The 18,896-nt window shown below is 34.8% G+C and carries 14 protein-coding genes; 5 read left to right on the top strand and 9 right to left on the bottom strand.

Annotation, left to right across the window (positions count from 1 at the left end; translation table 11 throughout):
- Positions 1-5: 5 nt before the first annotated feature.
- The 7 genes from BTR34_RS05380 to BTR34_RS05350 all read right to left on the bottom strand — a co-directional run bounded on the left by BTR34_RS05380 (position 6) and on the right by BTR34_RS05350 (position 11,076).
- Positions 6-2,342, bottom strand: a complete 2,337-nt coding sequence (locus tag BTR34_RS05380; protein WP_068487196.1) for a polysaccharide lyase 6 family protein — start codon at positions 2,340-2,342, stop codon at positions 6-8.
- A gap of 217 nt (positions 2,343-2,559) precedes the next feature.
- Positions 2,560-3,387, bottom strand: coding sequence for a hypothetical protein (locus BTR34_RS05375; RefSeq protein WP_068487194.1), 828 nt, complete (start codon positions 3,385-3,387; stop codon positions 2,560-2,562).
- A gap of 11 nt (positions 3,388-3,398) precedes the next feature.
- A complete protein-coding gene (locus BTR34_RS05370) occupies positions 3,399-5,147 on the bottom strand; it encodes a sodium:solute symporter family transporter (protein ID WP_068487192.1) in 1,749 nt (582 codons plus the stop codon).
- Positions 5,148-5,159: 12 nt separating this feature from the next.
- On the bottom strand, positions 5,160-6,299 hold the full coding sequence (locus BTR34_RS05365) for a Gfo/Idh/MocA family protein (RefSeq protein ID WP_068487190.1): 1,140 nt from the start codon (positions 6,297-6,299) through the stop codon (positions 5,160-5,162).
- A 42-nt stretch (positions 6,300-6,341) separates the two neighbouring features.
- Positions 6,342-7,559 carry a D-mannonate dehydratase ManD gene (gene manD, locus BTR34_RS05360; protein WP_068487188.1) on the bottom strand — a complete coding sequence of 406 codons (1,218 nt, stop codon included), beginning with the start codon at positions 7,557-7,559 and terminating at the stop codon, positions 6,342-6,344.
- 61 nt (positions 7,560-7,620) lie between these two features.
- Positions 7,621-8,673, bottom strand: coding sequence for a polysaccharide lyase family 7 protein (locus BTR34_RS05355; protein WP_068487186.1), 1,053 nt, complete (start codon positions 8,671-8,673; stop codon positions 7,621-7,623).
- Positions 8,674-8,757: 84 nt separating this feature from the next.
- Complete coding sequence (locus tag BTR34_RS05350) at positions 8,758-11,076, bottom strand: chondroitinase-B domain-containing protein (RefSeq protein ID WP_068487184.1); 2,319 nt, start codon at positions 11,074-11,076, stop codon at positions 8,758-8,760.
- Positions 11,077-11,293: 217 nt separating this feature from the next.
- Here BTR34_RS05350 and BTR34_RS05345 point away from each other — a divergent pair, with 217 nt between their 5' ends.
- Complete coding sequence (locus BTR34_RS05345) at positions 11,294-12,262, top strand: sugar phosphate isomerase/epimerase family protein (protein ID WP_068487182.1); 969 nt, start codon at positions 11,294-11,296, stop codon at positions 12,260-12,262.
- A gap of 25 nt (positions 12,263-12,287) precedes the next feature.
- A complete protein-coding gene (locus BTR34_RS05340; RefSeq protein WP_068487180.1) occupies positions 12,288-13,004 on the top strand; it encodes a ribonuclease activity regulator RraA in 717 nt (238 codons plus the stop codon).
- A 90-nt stretch (positions 13,005-13,094) separates the two neighbouring features.
- Here BTR34_RS05340 and BTR34_RS05335 read toward each other — a convergent pair whose 3' ends face one another.
- Both BTR34_RS05335 and rimK read right to left on the bottom strand, forming a co-directional pair.
- Positions 13,095-13,604: a peroxiredoxin-like family protein gene (locus BTR34_RS05335; RefSeq protein ID WP_197496211.1), complete on the bottom strand. Its 510-nt coding sequence runs from the start codon at positions 13,602-13,604 to the stop codon at positions 13,095-13,097.
- A 431-nt stretch (positions 13,605-14,035) separates the two neighbouring features.
- Complete coding sequence (rimK, locus tag BTR34_RS05330; RefSeq protein WP_068487176.1) at positions 14,036-14,911, bottom strand: 30S ribosomal protein S6--L-glutamate ligase; 876 nt, start codon at positions 14,909-14,911, stop codon at positions 14,036-14,038.
- 539 nt (positions 14,912-15,450) lie between these two features.
- Here rimK and BTR34_RS05325 point away from each other — a divergent pair.
- The 3 genes from BTR34_RS05325 (at position 15,451) to BTR34_RS05315 (ending at position 18,765) form a co-directional block, all read left to right on the top strand.
- Positions 15,451-15,696 carry a hypothetical protein gene (locus BTR34_RS05325; protein WP_068487175.1) on the top strand — a complete coding sequence of 82 codons (246 nt, stop codon included), beginning with the start codon at positions 15,451-15,453 and terminating at the stop codon, positions 15,694-15,696.
- Positions 15,697-15,707: 11 nt separating this feature from the next.
- Positions 15,708-16,148 carry a DsrE family protein gene (locus BTR34_RS05320; RefSeq protein ID WP_068487172.1) on the top strand — a complete coding sequence of 147 codons (441 nt, stop codon included), beginning with the start codon at positions 15,708-15,710 and terminating at the stop codon, positions 16,146-16,148.
- 307 nt (positions 16,149-16,455) lie between these two features.
- Positions 16,456-18,765, top strand: coding sequence for a type IA DNA topoisomerase (locus BTR34_RS05315; protein WP_068487170.1), 2,310 nt, complete (start codon positions 16,456-16,458; stop codon positions 18,763-18,765).
- Positions 18,766-18,896 lie beyond the last annotated feature (131 nt).

Raw genomic sequence — 18,896 nt, 5'->3', positions numbered from 1 at the left:
GGGTGTTATTGGTTTTTTAATAGGCCTAAATCTTTGCCATCAGTACCTTTTCCTTTTAACGGTGAGTCTGCATTTAATGAATAGTTTCCATTTTCAGAGAATTCTGGTGCAAGTTCCCATTGGTTTTCTACTTCATATTTTTGATCGCCGGTAACCATAAGTTTTTCTGAATTACTCAAAGCATTGTTAAGAACTTTCACAATTGGCTCGCCAACCACTAGATGCATGTTAATAGCCTTACTATCTTTAAAAATGTTGTTTTTTATTGCAGTTTCTTGAACACCATTTAAAGAAACGGTAGCGTCATATTTATTTTTAGAACCGTATCCAACATGATCGAATACATTGTGCTCCATTTCTAAAAACGGTCCAAAAGTACTTTCATCTTTACCACCTCTATATAATCGTAATGCTGCACCTTGTAAATCGGTAATAGCATTATTTTTCATTATAAAATACTCCACATTATAAGCGCCAATATCATCTGTTTCCGTATCTAAAGCAGCAATTGTACCAGAGATGTTTTTGAAACTTGAATTTTGAATGCTAATAGTATCTGCAAAAGTACCTTTAGAAACACGAAGCACATCAAAAGAATGATTAACGATCATATCTTTAAATTCACACCTATCAATGAACAATTTGTAATTATCAATCATTGATTTTTTACTTGTACTGATGACAGAATTACCAGCATAATCTGGTGACTTACTACCATCAAAAGTGATGTTTTCTAAAGATAAACTTCCACCATTTTCAATTTCAAAGGCCATCATTCTTTCAAATAAGATGGTCGCTTTTTCTTTACCTAGTGTTTTAAACGTAAGCGGATATTTAATTTTCACCGCTTTGGTCAATAAGTACGTGCCGCCATCTTCAAGAATGATAATATCACCAGCTTTCGTTTCTTTCACTTTATCGTATAAGGTATTGATACCTGCGGCTACGTTGATGGTGTTGCCAGAGTTTAATGCAACAGTATTATCTGCTTTTGAGTACCAAGATGCTCCCGTATTTTCTTTAGTTGCGATATTCGGACTAATAACAACTTTAGTTTTTATCTTGTTAGAAGTAGGAATAGGGAATCCGTTTTTGTCTTTTACCAGTTTTATTTTGGCATTCTTGAATCCTTCTACAATAGTTGTTTCTGAGTTTTCACCCATAATATTGTTTTTGAAGGTAATACCACTAATATCATCATCAAAAGTGAAAATGTCTTTTTTGGTATCGTTATAGATGATATTCTCTGAAAATTCTGAAGATCTGGGAGCCTGACTTCTTTCTGCATCGCTACCGGCACCAAAAAGAATATTGTCGCAGTTTACAAAAGTGTTGTTGTTTACTTTAGAATCAATAACCGGTACATACCTGTTTGGTGGAGAATCTGGCACTCCGTTCATCATTACGAAGGCACCTCTAAAACGGTAACCTGTTAAACCAATGTGGTAGTTGTTAATTACGGTTTGCGTTTCATTGATGACACGAACTCCACCAGTACTTGGTTTATTATTGCCAATAAACACATTGCCATCAACTAGGGTTTCATTACCATGGCGCATGGTTAATGTACCTGTACATTCGAAAAAAGTATTGTATTTAAATGTGTTGTTGCATGATTTGTTTGAGATAATTTCGTGTTCACCATTAGTTCTATCGAAATAGTTAGATTCTACTACGGTGTTCGATTTTTCTAGTGCATGGTGGCTAGTTCCTATTCTTAAAGTTTCGCCACCATTGTTTCCATAGGTAGGGCGTGGACCAAAATAATTATGATCTATTTGATGGTTATTCGCTCTACTTTCTTCAGTATCTAAGCCAACAATCATGGTGACACCTAAATTCTTTTTGCCTGCAATATGGTTGTGGTCAATGCGGTTATTTTTTCCGTAGATAGTTATCCAATAATCTTGTACTTGTCGCTCAGGATTATTAAAGTTGTCGATTACACATTCAGTAAGGCGAGAATTATTAGCCATTTGTTCTCTACTTTTTCTGAAGGAAATAACAGCGTTAGTAGGAGTATATCCGTTTTTAAATACGAGACCTTTGACAATTAAATGATTACCGGCGATTCTTAAATTAGATGCGCCAGATAAAATTACTTTTCCCTTTTCTTCCGCTATAAGTGTGATAGGTTTTTCTGCAGTACCATTTGCTTCGAAGAGAAGTTCAGAATCCATCCAAACACCATTAGCAAGAACTATGCTGTCACCAGGCTGTACTTTTTGAAGCGCCTCAGTAAACTCCGCTACATTTTTTACAGTATGTGCGTGTTGTTGTGTAGTAAATGAATATACTAGGCATAGAAAAAAAGATAAGAATAAAAGGTGGTAGCGTCTCATAACGTATAATTGGTTTACCAAATTGGTTTACCAAAAATAAGGATAATTGTAAGAATACCAAATAATTAACATAAAACAGGTCTTTATTTTCACTTGTTATTAAAATTCTGCTAATAAAATCAATAATTCGTCAAAGAATGAAATTAAGGAGCGTTGGTATGTTTGGTGTTGGAACTTTTTAAGGGTAATTGAAAAGGAAGTTTATTTTCTACTAGCCTTATTCTAGTAAACCTTTCATGGCCTTATCAATAGTTGAATATGTTGTAGACTGTAAAAAGCCAATTGAAAAAGTTTGTACCGTAGTTAGGTGCTTTGTTGTTTCTTCTAGATTTTGTCTGCCAAAACCTAAAACGGTCATGTCCGGTCTTTGAACATAATTATCTGGATGGTGGTCATCTTGGTGGTGTAGAAGATATATCATGAACGATGAATTTTCATCACCAAAAGCCATCCATTCGGGCGAAGGTAAATCTCCAGAAAAAGGTTCCGTAATAGGGTGTTTTTTGTTATCAATGGAGGCGTACCAAAAATCTGTAGTATCCATTTCACCACCTGGCACACCTTCATACTGTACCCAATATTTATAGCTAGGGCTAATCTTAGTCATTGTAAAATCACATCTATCCGGATAAAAATCCCACTGACCTTCCCATTGTTTATTATTGGAAGTAAAAGTGATTCTGATATGTTTTTCAGTATTTAGCTCAACAATAGAATTTGAACTATCTGTACCAGCATTCAATGCATGAAAATAATTACCGTCTTGACGGTGAATGGCATTAGGAAACCCTCGGTATTCGCCTTTATGACCAGAGCCTTTTTCGTTATGGAACCCTATCCAATCAACTCCGTCGGCATCAATCATACTAGATAAACCACCACCTTCTTTTTCTAAATAATAGGTAGCCGTAGGAGTTGAAATAATATAAGTAGAACCTCCTCCAGCTGATTCATCTACTCCATGCGATAAATGAATTTTATCATTAGTACATGCGTTGAATAATAAGCCTATAAATAGTAATAATGCTAATTTCTTAAGATACATATTTATACAAATTAAGAAGTTTTCTTAACTGCACTACGCTTTAATAGAAACCCAAGAAAGGCTATAATTAAGGCACAAATGGCAAACATAATTCGCCCCCAATATGGATTGGGTATTAAAGTCATAAGTAAAATACCTAGGCTCATGACCATTACCATATTACCCAACTTTCTTCTTTGTTGTTGATCTACCTCATCTTGTAAATCATCTGCGATAACAGGAGTTTCTAAATCCTTAAAAAAGCTTTCCGTTGCAAGTTTGTTTTTGTCTTTTTCCTCTTTGTAAAAGTATGATGTGGACCAGAAAAACCCTGCGGTAATAAAAACATGACCAGCAATAGTTAAAATAATATTTAAGTCTATTATTTCCCTTCTAGTTAACGATTCTACATTTAACAAGGAGGCAAAAAATTCTGCAGTGTAAAGATTAGCAATCAACCAAGAAATTATCAAACCTACTACAATAGTTGCCCAAGGTGCCCATTGCGGTGTTTTTTTAACTACTATGCCTAGTAAAAGAGGCACCATCATTGGCATTTGAATCATAGTAGAAACGGACATCATAAGCTCAAACAAACTAAGCTCCTTTAGCGAGGCAAAGTAAAGTGCGGCAAGTATTACCCCTAAACCGCTAATGAAACTAACAATTTTACTAATGCTTAGTAATTTTTTATCATCCGTATTTTTATTTCGTTTTGATAAAAAAGGTTGGTATATGCTTCTAATGAAAATACCCGCATTTTTGTTTAATGCAGAGTCCATAGAGGACATAGAAGCTGCAAAAAGTGCAGCCATTAATAAACCTACGGTGCCTATGGGCATTGCGTTACGGGCAAATACTAAATAAACAGCATCTTCAGCTTTGTTTCCTAATTGCGCATAATTTGTCGCTGCATCTGGGTAAAGAGTAGCGGATGCCCATGGTGGAATAAACCATATAATTGTTCCAACACCCATTAGCGTCATTGCCAGTAAAGCTGCTTTACGAGCGTTTATAGAATCTTTTGCATTAAGAAACCGAAAAGAATCATGAAGATTCATCATCGTAATAATTTGTTTTGGTAGAAAGAAAATGAATGTGCCTATTAATATTAATGGGTAATTCATGTTAGGACCAATAAAAAAGCCTCCAGGAAAATTATTAACCAACTCCGTAGGGCCACCAATTTTCACCAAAGCAACTACCGCACAAGCAACGGATACTACAGCAACCACCAGTGTTTGTACAAAATCTGAAGCAACCACACCCCAAGCACCTGAAAGTACTGATACAAAAAGTACAGTTAAACCAATAGCCACAATAGTTAAAGAGATATCAGCATCAAAAACGGCACTAGTAAAAACACCTAAGGCATTTAACCAAACACCCGCATTCAAGAAAGAAAATACAATTAATGCCCACGAAAAGAATAGTTCATTTTTAGGTCCAAATCGCCCTTTTATGGCTTCAGTGGGAGTATCCACCCTCATTTGTCTAAATCTATGAGCGAAGTACGCCCATCCACAGAAAAAGGCAAAAGTATTACCAATATATACAGCACTTATAGCAAAGCCATCGGCAAAAGCTTTACCAGCAGCACCTGTAAAAGTTACGGCTGAAAATTGAGCCATAAAAGCTGTTGAGCCCACCATCCACCATAACATTCTACCTCCACCACGAAAATAGTCGCTGGTAGATTTACTTGCCATTCGTGAAAAAACAACACCAATTACAAGGATTAAAACAAAGTAGAGTGCAATAACGAGGTAGTCGTAAAACATAATTTTCTTTTTTTATTGCAGGTGGTCGACGTTTGACCAGTTACCATTGGTTCTAATGATATCAATAAGACGTTGGTACAGACTTCCTTCTTTAAAAGTTTGATAAGGAGTATGGGATTCACCTTTAATATCTTTAACAAATTCTCTTGCTAAATACTGCCAATTGCGTTCCGTATCTCCTTCAACTTTTGGTTGGTCATCAATAATATCTTGGGGTAAAGAAAGTTCTTTCCACGTTTTATTTTCGTCCCATATATATAATGGCCCCATACCATAATGGCCTTTAATATAAATGGCTCCTTTTGTGCCGTAAAACACAATGTGGTCTTCATTAAACCGTGGGTTTAGACCGCCATGTTTAAATAAAACCGATACCGGTTTTGTTGCTATATTACTTTCTAATTGAGCCATAACTGTATAGGACCACTCAACATTACTTTCTCCCCATTTTAGAGAGGGGTCGTTAAGGTCTTTAGGAATATGATCGCGTCTATTTTTAAAATTATGGACACCTTCAACAATGGGAGCTTTCCCTAAATCATCACGGACCTCACCAATAATTGATAGTATTTTTTCACCGATTACAGAAGTAGCAATAGACATCATGTGGGTAAAATTATTGTTCAATCTTCCACCACCATCTTCCTTACGGTGAGACCACCCAAAAGGGATGTCTCGCTCAAGATTAAAGTGCGATATAAACTCAGCTTCTACAGGTTCGCCAATTATTCCATTAGCAACTAATTGCTTGGCATAAATAACACAAGGCATATATCTAAAGCTAGATGCAAATGCTGTTTTTACATTTTTATCTTTTGCTAGTTCGTATAATTCTAATGCAGATTCCCCGGTATCCGTAAGTGGTTTATCGCTATAGACATGACAGCCAAATTCAATAGCTTGTTTAATAGTTTCATAATGCGCGCCACCAGGTGTCGCAATAGAAACAATATCTGGTTTACAGTCTATTAAGGCTTGTTTCCAGTCAGTGCCAGAATATAGAATCCCCATTTTTTTTGCTACATCACGTACCACACTAGGTGTTCTGCCAACAATACCCACGACCTCGGCACCAACTGCTCTAAAGGCATCTGTATGTCCTTGGCCAGCAAATCCGGTTCCTGAAATAAGGACTTTTAATTTTTTATCCATGTGTAGCTCTTTTTAAAATTTACTTTTTCTATTAAGTGTATTTTACCAGTTCCACAGCGTGCCATCTTCTAGTCTACTTACAGGTAAGTAAGAGCGTTTGTAAGGGTATTTTTTTGCAGCTTCTTCATTAAAATCAACTCCCCATCCAGGTTTATCTTCCATATATAATAAACCTTCTTTTAACGCTATATCATATAGAAAAACTTCATTAAGTTCAGGGGTGCCAAAACCAATAAATTCTTGAACACCAAAATTAGGCGCCCATAGATTAAAATGCATATGCGCCATTAAACAAATAGGAGACAGGTCAGGAGCACCGTGTGGAGCCATGCGCACATGATATAAGGAGGCAAAGTCAGCCAATTTTTTTAATGGAGTTAACCCGCCACCATGGGTAACTGCTGTACGTACATAATCTATCCATTGGTTTTGTATCATTTCTTTAGCATCCCAAATGGCATTAAATTTTTCACCTGTAGCCAATGGAGTATCAGTATGTTCTCTTATAACTTTATAACCTTCTGGGTTTTCAGTGGTTACAGCATCTTCTATAAAAAGAAGATTATATGGTTCTAAGAGTTTACACAGTCTTGCAGCCTCAATTGGCGTTAGTCTACTGTGAACATCATGGCAAAGTGCTATATCATACCCAAATTTTTCTCTGGCCTGTTTAAAAAGCTCTGGAATAAAATTCATGTATTTACTCGTGGACCATTCTTGTTCTGGTGGTAAAGGTCTATTACCTTGTAATTCATAATAGTTTTTTTTGCCTTCCATGGTGCCATAAGTCCCTTTTGTTTTAGGTATAGTACATTGCAAGCGAACCGCCTTGTAGCCGTCTTTAATCATGGTTCCAAGGTTTTGTAGAACTTCTTCTATGCTTTCACCATTAGCATGACCGTAAACGGTAATCCCTTTTCTACTTTTTCCGCCAAGTAATTGGTACACCGGCATATTAGCAAGTTTCCCTTTAATGTCCCAAAGAGCCATATCTATAGCGGCAATAGCGGCAATACTTACCGCTCCATTTTGCCAATAAGCACCTTTGTATAAATAGTTCCAGATATCTTCAATTTGATGGGCGTCCTTTCCAATTAGACATGGCGTAATATGTTCTTCTAGATACGTTACTACGGCCATTTCTCTACCATTAAGGGTAGCGTCACCAATGCCATAAGTACCGTCTGCTGTTGAAATTTTAACAGTAACAAAATTGCGACCAGGACAGCAAACAAAAACTTTTATATCGGTTATTTTCATCGGTAAAAATCTAATTGCAATTTTAAAATAATGCTCACAAAGGAATTTTAGTAATTAAGTTTTATTCTTCAATAGGGGCGGTCCCAGGGCCAACTGTAGCTTCTTTGAACCAAACTTCTGTATAACTACCATTGGCATATTGTTTTTCAATGTCACCATCATAGATGTCGGCACCAGTACTCCAAACGATATTGTCTTCTGGAGATTTACCGTTGGTTTGGTTGTATGCGCCTTGTTTAAAATATTGAATTTCACCAGCATATGCATTTTCTCGCTCTAGTCCGTCACGACCTATAGAAGCATATAATGTTTTTATTTGCTCTGGTACTATTTTTGTAAATTCTGATTTTAATAAGTTTTTGGTGAATGTTACTGTATCATGCCCTTCACTTTTAAAGGTTAGGTACATGATACCTTTGTAGACATTAATTTCATAGCTGAATTCCTCACCTAATTCAATGCCATTTTCCGGCTCATTTGGGTAGGTTGAAGCATCTGCACCAACTACAGACATATCATTCCCCCAAATAGCAGAAGAGTAATCCCATCTTTTAGAATTATCACCTTCGGTATTAATTTCATAATTCCAAAAAACAGACCCTTTGGTATGTCCGGGAAATTTCTTGTAAAAGATTTTTATTGGCTCATTTTCATGTCCTTCATCACTATGAATTTGCCCAACCACAACGGAATAAGAAGCGGCAACACGAGCATCACCAGAAGTGGATACATGTTGTACTTTTAAAGTGCCTGTTAATTTACCCCCTGTTTCAGGAATCCAATGTGCTTTTTGACCTAATTCTGTTCTAGTGTTACTTGACGTTCTTGAGGTAATACCGCTGTTAGGTGTTTTGTAAACCACCCAATCCGTAGTACCATCATTGGCAACATAAAAGAATTCATCTTTAGCGTAATTTTTAAGATTGTCCTCATATGTTCCATCTCCTAAGAGAATTTTCCATTCATCCATAAACGGGATAACATCACTAGGATATTTTGTTTCAACATCACTTTTTGCTGTAATTTTAGAAATAGTTTCCGTAGATTTTTTAGCAGCATTCTTACATGAAAATATGGCTAAACATATTGCTGCAATACATATTGATTTTTTCATTTTTATTTACTTTTACTCGACAATAAAGAGGTCTTAAACATCAGTTTTTGCGTTGATGTTAATTCTTTAGGTTACTGAGTGTTATTAATACATGAGTTTAAGTGGTAAATTTTCTTGCACAATAATTTCACCAGAGTTTGTAATTTCGTTGTTGTAGTGCGTATTATTTTTAGCACCCCAAAGACGAGCAACTATTTTAACTGGGTTATTCACGAATTTGTTATCAGCAAGTTTTACATTGATAATACCATAGGTGTTAAGTAAAACACCGTCTTCTTCTTTGGCACCACAGTTGGTGAACGTACTATTGGTAACTATTAAATTGCCACCTACTGTAGATTCGTCATAACCACCTCTGTAATAGTCAATCACATTTTTAGAAACATTTTCAAAATGGCAGTTATCAATAAATATGTTTTCCGCATTATACTCACCTCTGTCATCCGTCTCTTCAGACATTTCAATACCGTTTGTGCAATTTTTGATAAGCGTAGACTTGAAAGTAATGTACTCAGAGAAGGAAAGTTTATAAGCTTTCAATACAAAGTCAAAATCTAATATTTCTGAATCTATTACGGTTAGGTTATATAGGCTAGACATATTTTCGCTTAAACTGGCAAAAGCGTATTGCTCTTTTTCTCCAATTAGCTGAATGCCTTTAAGTGTAAGTTTACCTTTAGGGTTCATTTCAAAGGCTGCAGTTTTAGATGTACCTGTATATTTAATGATTGCTTTTGTGGCAATATTAGAAGCCGTTATCGTAAGTGTCTTATTTATTTTTAATGAGGAGCTTAAGATGTATTGTGTACCCGATAATACTATAGTGTCTCCATTGTTTGCTGCTAAAACCGCTTTAGTTAATTCTGCTACTGAATTTGCAGTATGGGTTTTAGAAGTAATATCGTTAATAGATTTAGAATTAAACCAGGCCGGACCATATTGAGAAACATCCATCATATCCTTTTTATTCACAGGGGTGCCTATCACAGCACCTACTAAATTATTCTTTGCTCTAGAATTACCGAATAAATCAAACTTTATCTGGTCAAATTCAAAACCTTTGTATTGCGTAAAATCTGAAAGTGATTTTTCAGGCATTAACACATCACCTTCAGCAACGGACATGGAAAAATCTTTTTGAGTAAGCCCTTTAACAGTATTAAAAATAACCCCTTGGTTGTTGATGATATTGCTTTCGAAATTTATTCCGTCTATAGAGTCAAGAGCAATAATTGGTTGATTATCACCTTTGTCATTATAGATAAGATTATTGGCCACGATTGTTCTAATTGGTCTTGCGGATCTAATTTCAGAAGCAGGTAAAATATCCTTTTGGTCAACATTAGTACCTACTCCAAACTGCCAAGGAGAGACACAGTTTACCCAGGAATTGTTAGCGACAACAACATCGGTTACTTGTAAATATCTATTAAGAGGTGACTTTGGAATACCGTTCATTACGGCAAGCGGACTTCTAAATGTCTTACCATTTAAATTGTAGAAATAATTATTAGTAACCCAATGACCGGTGCCAATTAAACGAATACCACCTATTTGTTCGGAATTTTCATCCCCTATAAAAACATTACCATCAATTATACAGTAATTTCCGTGTCTGGTAACCAATGAACCTTCGCTTTTGTAAAACACATTATTTCTAAATTCATTGAAGTTTGTTTTGCTAGATATAACTTCCACTTCACCATTACAGTGGTCAAAAAAATTATTTGCTACAAGTGTATAACTTGGAGCCATTGAAGTAAAACTATTTCCAAGCTGAATAGTTTCGGCACTAGGACCACCCTTAGGAGGTCTTGGGCCAAAATAGTTGTTGGTGATTTTATGGTAATTTTTAATACTATTATTTCCAGCTAAATCAATTCTAACTGTAGGCCCTCTATTAGATTTTCCGGCAATATAACAATGGTCCAATTCATTATGTCTTCCTTTAAAAAGCACCCATAAATCGGTCTCATTTCTTTGTGATTTATTGAAATCTAGAATTACACTATTGGTAACCTTACAATGATTTGCGACCGAATCTTGACTAATACCAAAATCGATAACAGCTTCTGATGGGGAAGAGCCATTAGTAAAATGTAAGCCATCAACTATTAAATATTCACCACTAAGTTTTAAGTTAGATGAACCGGTAATTAATACTTTACCAGGTGTTTCTGCGCGCAGTGTAATGGGTTTTTGTTCATTTCCATAGCCTACAAATTTGATTTTAACATCTTTCCAATCTCCATTTGCCATAACAATTTCATCTCCAGGAGCTGATTTGGCAATTGCTGCATTTAATTCGGTAATATCTTTTACCGTTATATTTTCATGTTTAGAATTATCGTCACAGGAGAAAAACAAAAAAATGCTAGAAATTAGAAAGAAATATTTTTTCATTATATTTTAAATTAAAATAATTTCAACTTTATCAATTGATTTTGAAAAGTCTACTTTGGTTTATTCAATAAATTGGTAATAAGGTTCAAGTGATGGGGTACTAAACTTACGCATTCAATTGGTTAACCAATTTGGTTTACCAAAAATACATATATTTGTAAGAATCGCAAGTATTTAACATAAAACCTATTAACCAAATATAATAAGGATATAAATTATGAGAGAAGATAAAAAAGCGATTTCTAGAAGAAATTTTACAAAGCTAACTGCAGGTGTACTAGGGAGTATACCTTTCATGGGTTTTCCTAATCATTTTTTTAATACAGATTCCATTATAAAAGGCGATATTCATATTAGTTTATTCTCCAAACATTTACAGTTTTTAGGTTATAATGAGATGGCGGCAGCAAGCGCTGAAATTGGATTTAATGGTTTAGATTTAACCGTAAGGCCTAAAGGACATGTATTACCAGAACAAGTAGAAGAAGATTTGCCAAAAGCCATAGAGGCAATGATAAAATATGGATTATCACCTAGAATGATGACAACCAATGTTTGGGATATAACAGATGCTGAACAGAGGAAAGTTTTAGAAACGGCAAGTACATTAGGTTTAAGTCACTACAGAACTGGTTGGTTAACCTATTCAGACGATATTACTATAAGTGAAAGTCAGGCCGTATTTACAAAACAAGCCCAAGCATTAAGTGAATTTAATAAAGATTTAAATCTTATAGGCTGCTATCAAAACCATGCGGGCAACCATGTTGGGGCACCAATTTGGGATATACCTACTATTTTATCTACAGCAGATACTAACTATCTAGGATGTCAATACGATATTAGACATGCCGTTGTAGAAGGTGGTAATAGTTGGGAGTTAGATTTACGTTTTATTGAACCTTTAATTAAGTCTATTGTAATAAAAGACTTTAAATGGGGAGTTGTGGATGGAAAATGGCAACCTATAAATACCCCGTTAGGAGAAGGTATGGTTGATTTTAAACGATATTTTTCTTTATTAAAAAAATACCAAATCAATGTACCTATGTCGTTACATTTGGAGTATGATTTAGGTGGTGCCGAACATGGCGCCAAAGAAATTAAAATAGATAAAAAAGAAGTTTTTGCGAGGATGAAAAAAGATTTAAACTTTATTAGAAACGCTTGGGGTAGCGTAGAATAATCGCCATCAATAATTTATAAGAAGTATGACTGATAAATCAACATCAACCGTAGAGAAATTAAAAAAAGTAAGCACTGCAACAGTTGCTACTTGTCTTTTTAAAAAAGGACTAAAGAATCAATTTATACAGCATGTAAGTCCATTAAAATTGGGTAAACCAACAATGGTAGGAGAGGCGTATACGTTAAGATATATACCAGCACGTGAAGATTTAAATCCGATAGAAGTTTTTAGAGACCCAAAACATTTACAACGCGTAGCAGTAGAAGAATGCCCAGAAGGTGCGGTAATGGTTATTGATAGTAGGCAGAATGCTAGGGCAGCTTCGGCAGGTTCTATTTTAGTAACGAGATTAATGGTGCGTAAAGCCGCTGGTATTGTTACAGATGGCGGATTTAGAGATTCTGCCGAGATAGCAGATTTGCCTTTTTCATCATATCATAATAGGCCCTCTGCACCAACAAATTTAACCTTACACCAAGCAATAGCCATTAATGATCCAATTGGTTGCGGAGATGTAGCTGTTTTTCCAGGAGATATGGTATTAGGCGATGATGATGGGGTTATAGTAATACCAGCAAATATTGCAGATGAAGTTGCAGATGAATGTATACAAATGACATATTATGAAGATTTCGTTTTAGAAATGGTACAAGGAGGAGAACCTGTGATAGGCCTTTACCCAATGGTAAGTGAAGAGGCTAAGGTTAAGTTCGAAAAATGGAAGTTGGACAACATTTAATCGGTTCATTTAAGTAGATACTTAAAAAAGGTGATCATTCTATAACAGATTTAATCACCTTTCTTATTTAAAGTATTCTAGAAACTTAGTCTACTCGCCACCTCTTGCAGGGTAGTTGTTTTTGTTGACGTAATCTATTGCGTTTAAAATATCGTCCCAATGAGGTCTTGCAAAAGGCATTGTTTGAATAGCACTGGCATATAAGGTATTATCAGGGCGAATTAAAAATAATCCAGGTTCTGAAAATTCATCCGGTTCTTTATCCGAAGTTTTTTTAGAGACAAATAATCCCCATTCTCTAGCAGTCTCAATAGATAAATCATAACCAACAGGTAGTTCGGGTATATTCCACTCTTCGCCTGCTTTCTTTGCTCGTTCCTCACTATCACTACTAATAGCGATTAAGTGGACACCTCTGTCGCTAAAATCTTTTAATTTTGTCGCTAAATCTTCTAAGTAGTTTTTACAAACCGGGCAATGCAATCCTCTGTAAAAAACAATCATAGTAAAAGATGTACTAGCTTGATCATATAAGCTCCATTTGGTATCGTTGATTATAGGTATTTTTAAATCAGGCACTTCCATTGTGGGTTTTATCACAGTAATATTATTTTATTATTAGTATTTTATAAAGGTATATGAGGTTCTTGAAAAAACTTTGTTACATACCTTTTAGTATTGATGCAATACATGAGATAAGTAATCAGTTATTTGCTAAATTTTGCTCGAATTTAGCCAACTGAGCGCTAACAAAATACTTTTCATTTATCGTGAAGGCTCATTTTCTACTGCCTAACATTTCGCATGAAGTTGCAGACCAATGCTTAAAAATGACCCTTTATGAAGAATTTGTAATGGATAAGGTTTAGAATGGACATGCCGTAATTGGATTATACCCCATGGTAAATGAAAATATTATAAAAGAGTTCGAATCCTGGAAAGCTTCAAAATAATTAGAGCGAATAATTTGTATTAAAAAAGAGTTGCAATTGTGCAACCCTTTTTAGTTTTACCCTATAATTTTCAAATTGTTATTCTGCATTGCGCTCCACATATTTTATAATTTGGCTAGCAATATCGTTGCCTGTAGCGTTTTCAATACCTTCTAAACCAGGAGAAGAATTTACTTCTAAAATTAAAGGTCCACGAGCAGATTGTAACATGTCGACCCCGGCAATACCTAATCCTAAAGACCTTGCTGCTTTTAATGCTGCATTTTCTTCTTCATCGGTTAATTCTATGATATTAGCGCTACCACCTCTATGAAGATTAGATCTAAATTCACCTTCTTTTCCTTGTCTTTTCATAGCGCCAACCACAACGCCATCTACAATAAATACTCTAATATCGGCACCTTTTGCTTCTTTAATAAATTCTTGAACAATTACTCTTGCCTTTAAACCATTAAAAGCCTCAAGAATTGACTCGGCACTGTTTTTATTATCAGCTAAAACAACTCCTAGACCTTGGGTCCCTTCTAATAATTTTATTACTAATGGTGCACCACCAGCACGCTCAATTACTTGGCTTACATCTTTAGAATAATTACTAAAAACAGTTTTTGGCAAACCTAAACCAGCTCTAGATAAAATTTGAAGGCTTCTTAATTTGTCTCTAGATCTTACCAATGCTTGTGATTCTGTTGCAGTAAAAACTTTCATCATTTCAAATTGCCTAACCACTGCGGTACCATAAAAAGTTACCGAAGCACCAATTCTTGGAATAACTCCATCGACATTTAAAATCTCTTCACCCTTGTAAATAATACTTGGTTTTTTCTTTTCGATAACTAAGTTGCATTTAGTGTGGTCTACGATAAGCATTTCGTGCCCTTTTTTTTCGCCTGCCTCTACTAACCTTTTGGTCGAATATAAATTTGGATTTTGCGATAGAATTACAATTTTCATTAAGTGTTTTTTATGTATTTATTATTAAATTATTGTTTCGTTAAAAGTACTGGTTTCTAATGCAGTTACTATAAAATATGGTTGCTATTTAAATTTTACAATTCAGGCAATTAAATGGTAAGGTAAGGTTTCTGAGAATAGGTAATATACAAAACCTTTTTCTTGTTTGTATTGCTTTAATTTTTGATGGAAAGCGTCATACTCTTTAATAAAAACCAAATTTTATAATAAGCTGCATTGGTTTTACAAATTAAAACATCATTCTAGTCCTTGGCTTTAATACTTTTTTTAGTGTACATGCTTTTATGACCTTTTTTTAAAGTCTTGGGCATCATGTCATAATTTTTAATTTATTTGAGACCGATCAAGAACACAGAAACCTGTCTTATTTTGCTGCAGTAGAAAGTATGGCATTAACTGATGGGGTCATAAATGATGAAAATAAAATTGTTTTATTAGGCTAAGCAGATAACCTTAAAATTAGTCCAAATCAATACTCTGAAATTATACAAAATCTAATTAGGTTTGGGCTCAAGCCTTTGGACTCAGACAGAGATAGGTTAGTATTTTTATTTGATCTCTTTAAAATTATTTGCAGTAAACATGAGGTTTCTGATGATGAAATTGACTTATTGCATTCGTATGTTATTGGTTTAGCGTTTTCGCCGACTATGGCCTTTAATGTGATTTTAAAGTCAATTGAAACCTTTGAAGGTGAAAAAAAACTAACGATTATTTTAGGGTTATTGAGAAAGTCATTTAATTCTGTATTTTTAGATGTTTAAAAATAGAATAGATGAAAAATATTTTACGTACCCTATTAGTTGTAATACTAATGTTAGCTAGTGGCACACAAGTTTATGGACAGAAAAAATTAGACCAACAAACCGCTGCAGATTTACAGAAAACACCGAAGTATGGTTTTATACTTACTACAGAAAGGCATTTTAAAGGGGTGCTTAGTATGTATGATCTACTTATTGAAAATGGAGTGGAAATAGAAGAATATGAAATTGTTGTCAAAGGTAAAGTAGTAACCCTTTTGACAAAAGGTTCTGACCTTGAAGAATTTTTTCAAAAATATAAGGGCAAGGTTAAAGTAAGTGTATGTAGTGTTGCAATGGAAAAACTAGGAGTTGCAGAAGAGAAGCTTTTCGACGGTCTTGATGTCACCCCAACTGCATCGGTACGAATGCTGCAATTACAAGCAAACGGGTATAACACCTTAACATACTAAGAAAGCAGATAAAAAAAGAATCCATGCCGTAACTATTAGTTAGGCTATTTTTCTGTGTTAACATTCGGGTAATAGCATTAATTTTACCTTTGGTTAAGTAATTAAAATGAAAAAGCCGCTAAAACACCGTTTTAGCGGCTTTTTATGTAATAGTTTGCTTCTATAAACAATTTCTATATTTGTCTAATTATAAAGTCCGCCCGAAGTTAGTTTTCAAGTCATAAACTACCACGACGGCATTGTAAAGTTATACGTTATTTGCTTCGAATATTACTCACAACTAAATCTATAATTTTCAAAATATAAAATGAAAGTCTGTATTGCCGAAAAGCCTTCTGTAGCACGAGAAATAGCATCTGTTGTCGGTGCCAATAGCAAACATGATGGCTACTATGAAGGCAATGGATATGCAGTTACCTATACTTTTGGGCATCTTTGTACGCTTAAAGAGCCAAACGATTATAAACCACATTGGAAAAGTTGGGATTTGAATAATTTACCCATGTTACCCGAACATTTTGAAACCAAAGTGACAAAAGATGCAGGTATTCAAAAACAGTTTAAAATTATAAAGCAATTATTCGACAAGGCAGATGTTGTTATCAATTGTGGGGATGCTGGGCAAGAAGGAGAATTAATACAACGTTGGGTTTTAAATGAAGCAAAATATAAAGGCAAGGTAGAACGGCTTTGGATTTCTTCTCTTACCACCGAGGCCATACAAGAAGGTTTTAAAAAGTTAAAACCATCTGCAGATTATGATAATTTATATTATGCAGGTTTTTCTCGTGCCATTGGCGATTGGCTACTTGGGATGAATGCCACACGCTTGTATACGTTAAAACATGGTGGGTATAAACAGGTATTATCTGTGGGCCGTGTGCAGACACCAACCTTGGCAATGTTGGTAAACAGGTTTAAAGAAATAGAAAACTTTAAGCCACAGCCCTATTGGGAGTTACAAACATTATATAGGGATACTTTGTTTAGTTATGAAGAAGGTCGATTTCTTAAGGTAGAAGATGGAGAGAAATTGGCGAACATTGTAAAAGAACACGATTTCGAAGTTGTTTCCATTTCCAAAAAATCGGGCAATGAATATGCACCTAAACTGTTTGATTTAACGGGGTTACAAGTCTATTGTAATACAAAATTTGGTTTTAGTGCAGATGAAACTCTTAAGATCGTTCAAAAATTATATGAGCAAAAAGTAGTAACCTACCCAAGAGTAGATACCACATTTTTACCAAATGATATTTACCCTAAAGTGCCAGGAATCCTTAAGAACCTAACTGATTATGCTTCTTTAACACAGCCACTACAAGGAAAAAAAATTAAGAAAACAAAAAAGGTTTTCGATGATAGTAAGGTTACCGATCACCATGCTATTATTCCCACAGGTCAGCAAATGAATTTACAATATAATCAGCAGCAGGTTTATGATAGTATTGTCCGTCGTTTTATTGCGGTATTTTACCCAGATTGTAAAGTCTCGAATACTACTGTTATCGGTAAAGCTGAAAAAGTGAAATTTAAAGCCACGGGAAAAGAAATTTTAGAAAAAGGATGGCGAGTAGTTTTTGATACTTCGACTACTATCAGCAGCCAAAAAAATAAAGAATCTGGGATATTGCCCACTTTTAAGAAAGGCGAAAAAGGATCACATGAGCCTTCTTTTCTAGAAAAGCAGACGAAACCACCAAAGCAGTATACAGAAGCATCGCTTTTAAGAGCAATGGAAACAGCAGGAAAAAAGGTTGATGATGAAGAGTTACGAGAGCTCATGAAAGAAAACGGTATTGGTCGACCATCTACACGTGCGAATATTATAGAAACTTTATTTCGTAGAAAATATATTAAGCGAAATAAAAAACAAGTAATACCAACAGTTACGGGTATTCAGCTAATAGATACTATTCAAAATGAATTATTGAAATCAGCGGAGCTCACAGGTAAATGGGAAAAGCAATTAAAGGATATTGAAAAAGGTACTTTTAATGCCGGTAGTTTTATTAAACAAATGAAGCAAATGGTAGATCAATTGGTTTATGAGGTGCGTAGTGAAACTAGAAAGGCAAATATTTCGGCTGTAAATAACAAACTAGCAACAGATACAAAGAAAAAAGGAATTGAAAAATCTACAGATCTGGCCTCAAAGGTTTGTCCTAAATGCAAAAAAGGAATAATCCGTAAAGGGAAATCTGCCTATGGTTGTTCAGAATTTAAAAAGACCTGCGATTTCATAATTCCATTTAAGTTTGAAGGCAAAACCATTTCAGAAAAGCAATATATTAGGTTATTTAAAAAAGGATCCACAGTGAACTTAAAAGGGTTTAAAACTAACAATACCTCTATAGAAGGGATAGTTAGATTTGATGAAAACTTTAAATTGAAATTAGAACCTAAGAAAGACAAAGTTCAGGCAAAACACACTTTCGAAGAAAATAGTTGTCCAAAATGCGGTAAAGGTATAATTCTAAAAGGGAAAGCAGCTTATGGATGTAGTGAGTACAAAGCAGGTTGCGACTTTCGTTTTAGCTTTAGTGCTATTCGAGAAAAAGCAAAAGGACGGCCATTAACCAAGGATTTAGTGTTTAAAATATTTAGAGAAAACTAGATTCTTATACCGCTCTATATATTTACATAGGGAAAAGGGGCAAGGAGTACTTTACCATGATGATTAAGTAATTGTAATCCTAAAAACGGTCTAAAATAGAAGTGTAAACCGGATGTATATTTTACCGAATT

The sequence above is a fragment of the Maribacter hydrothermalis genome (genome assembly GCF_001913155.1).
Taxonomy (GTDB): Bacteria; Bacteroidota; Bacteroidia; order Flavobacteriales; family Flavobacteriaceae; genus Maribacter; species Maribacter hydrothermalis.
The sequence above is the reverse complement of the archived record's forward strand: the minus strand, read 5'-3'. Positions and strand labels throughout refer to the sequence as shown.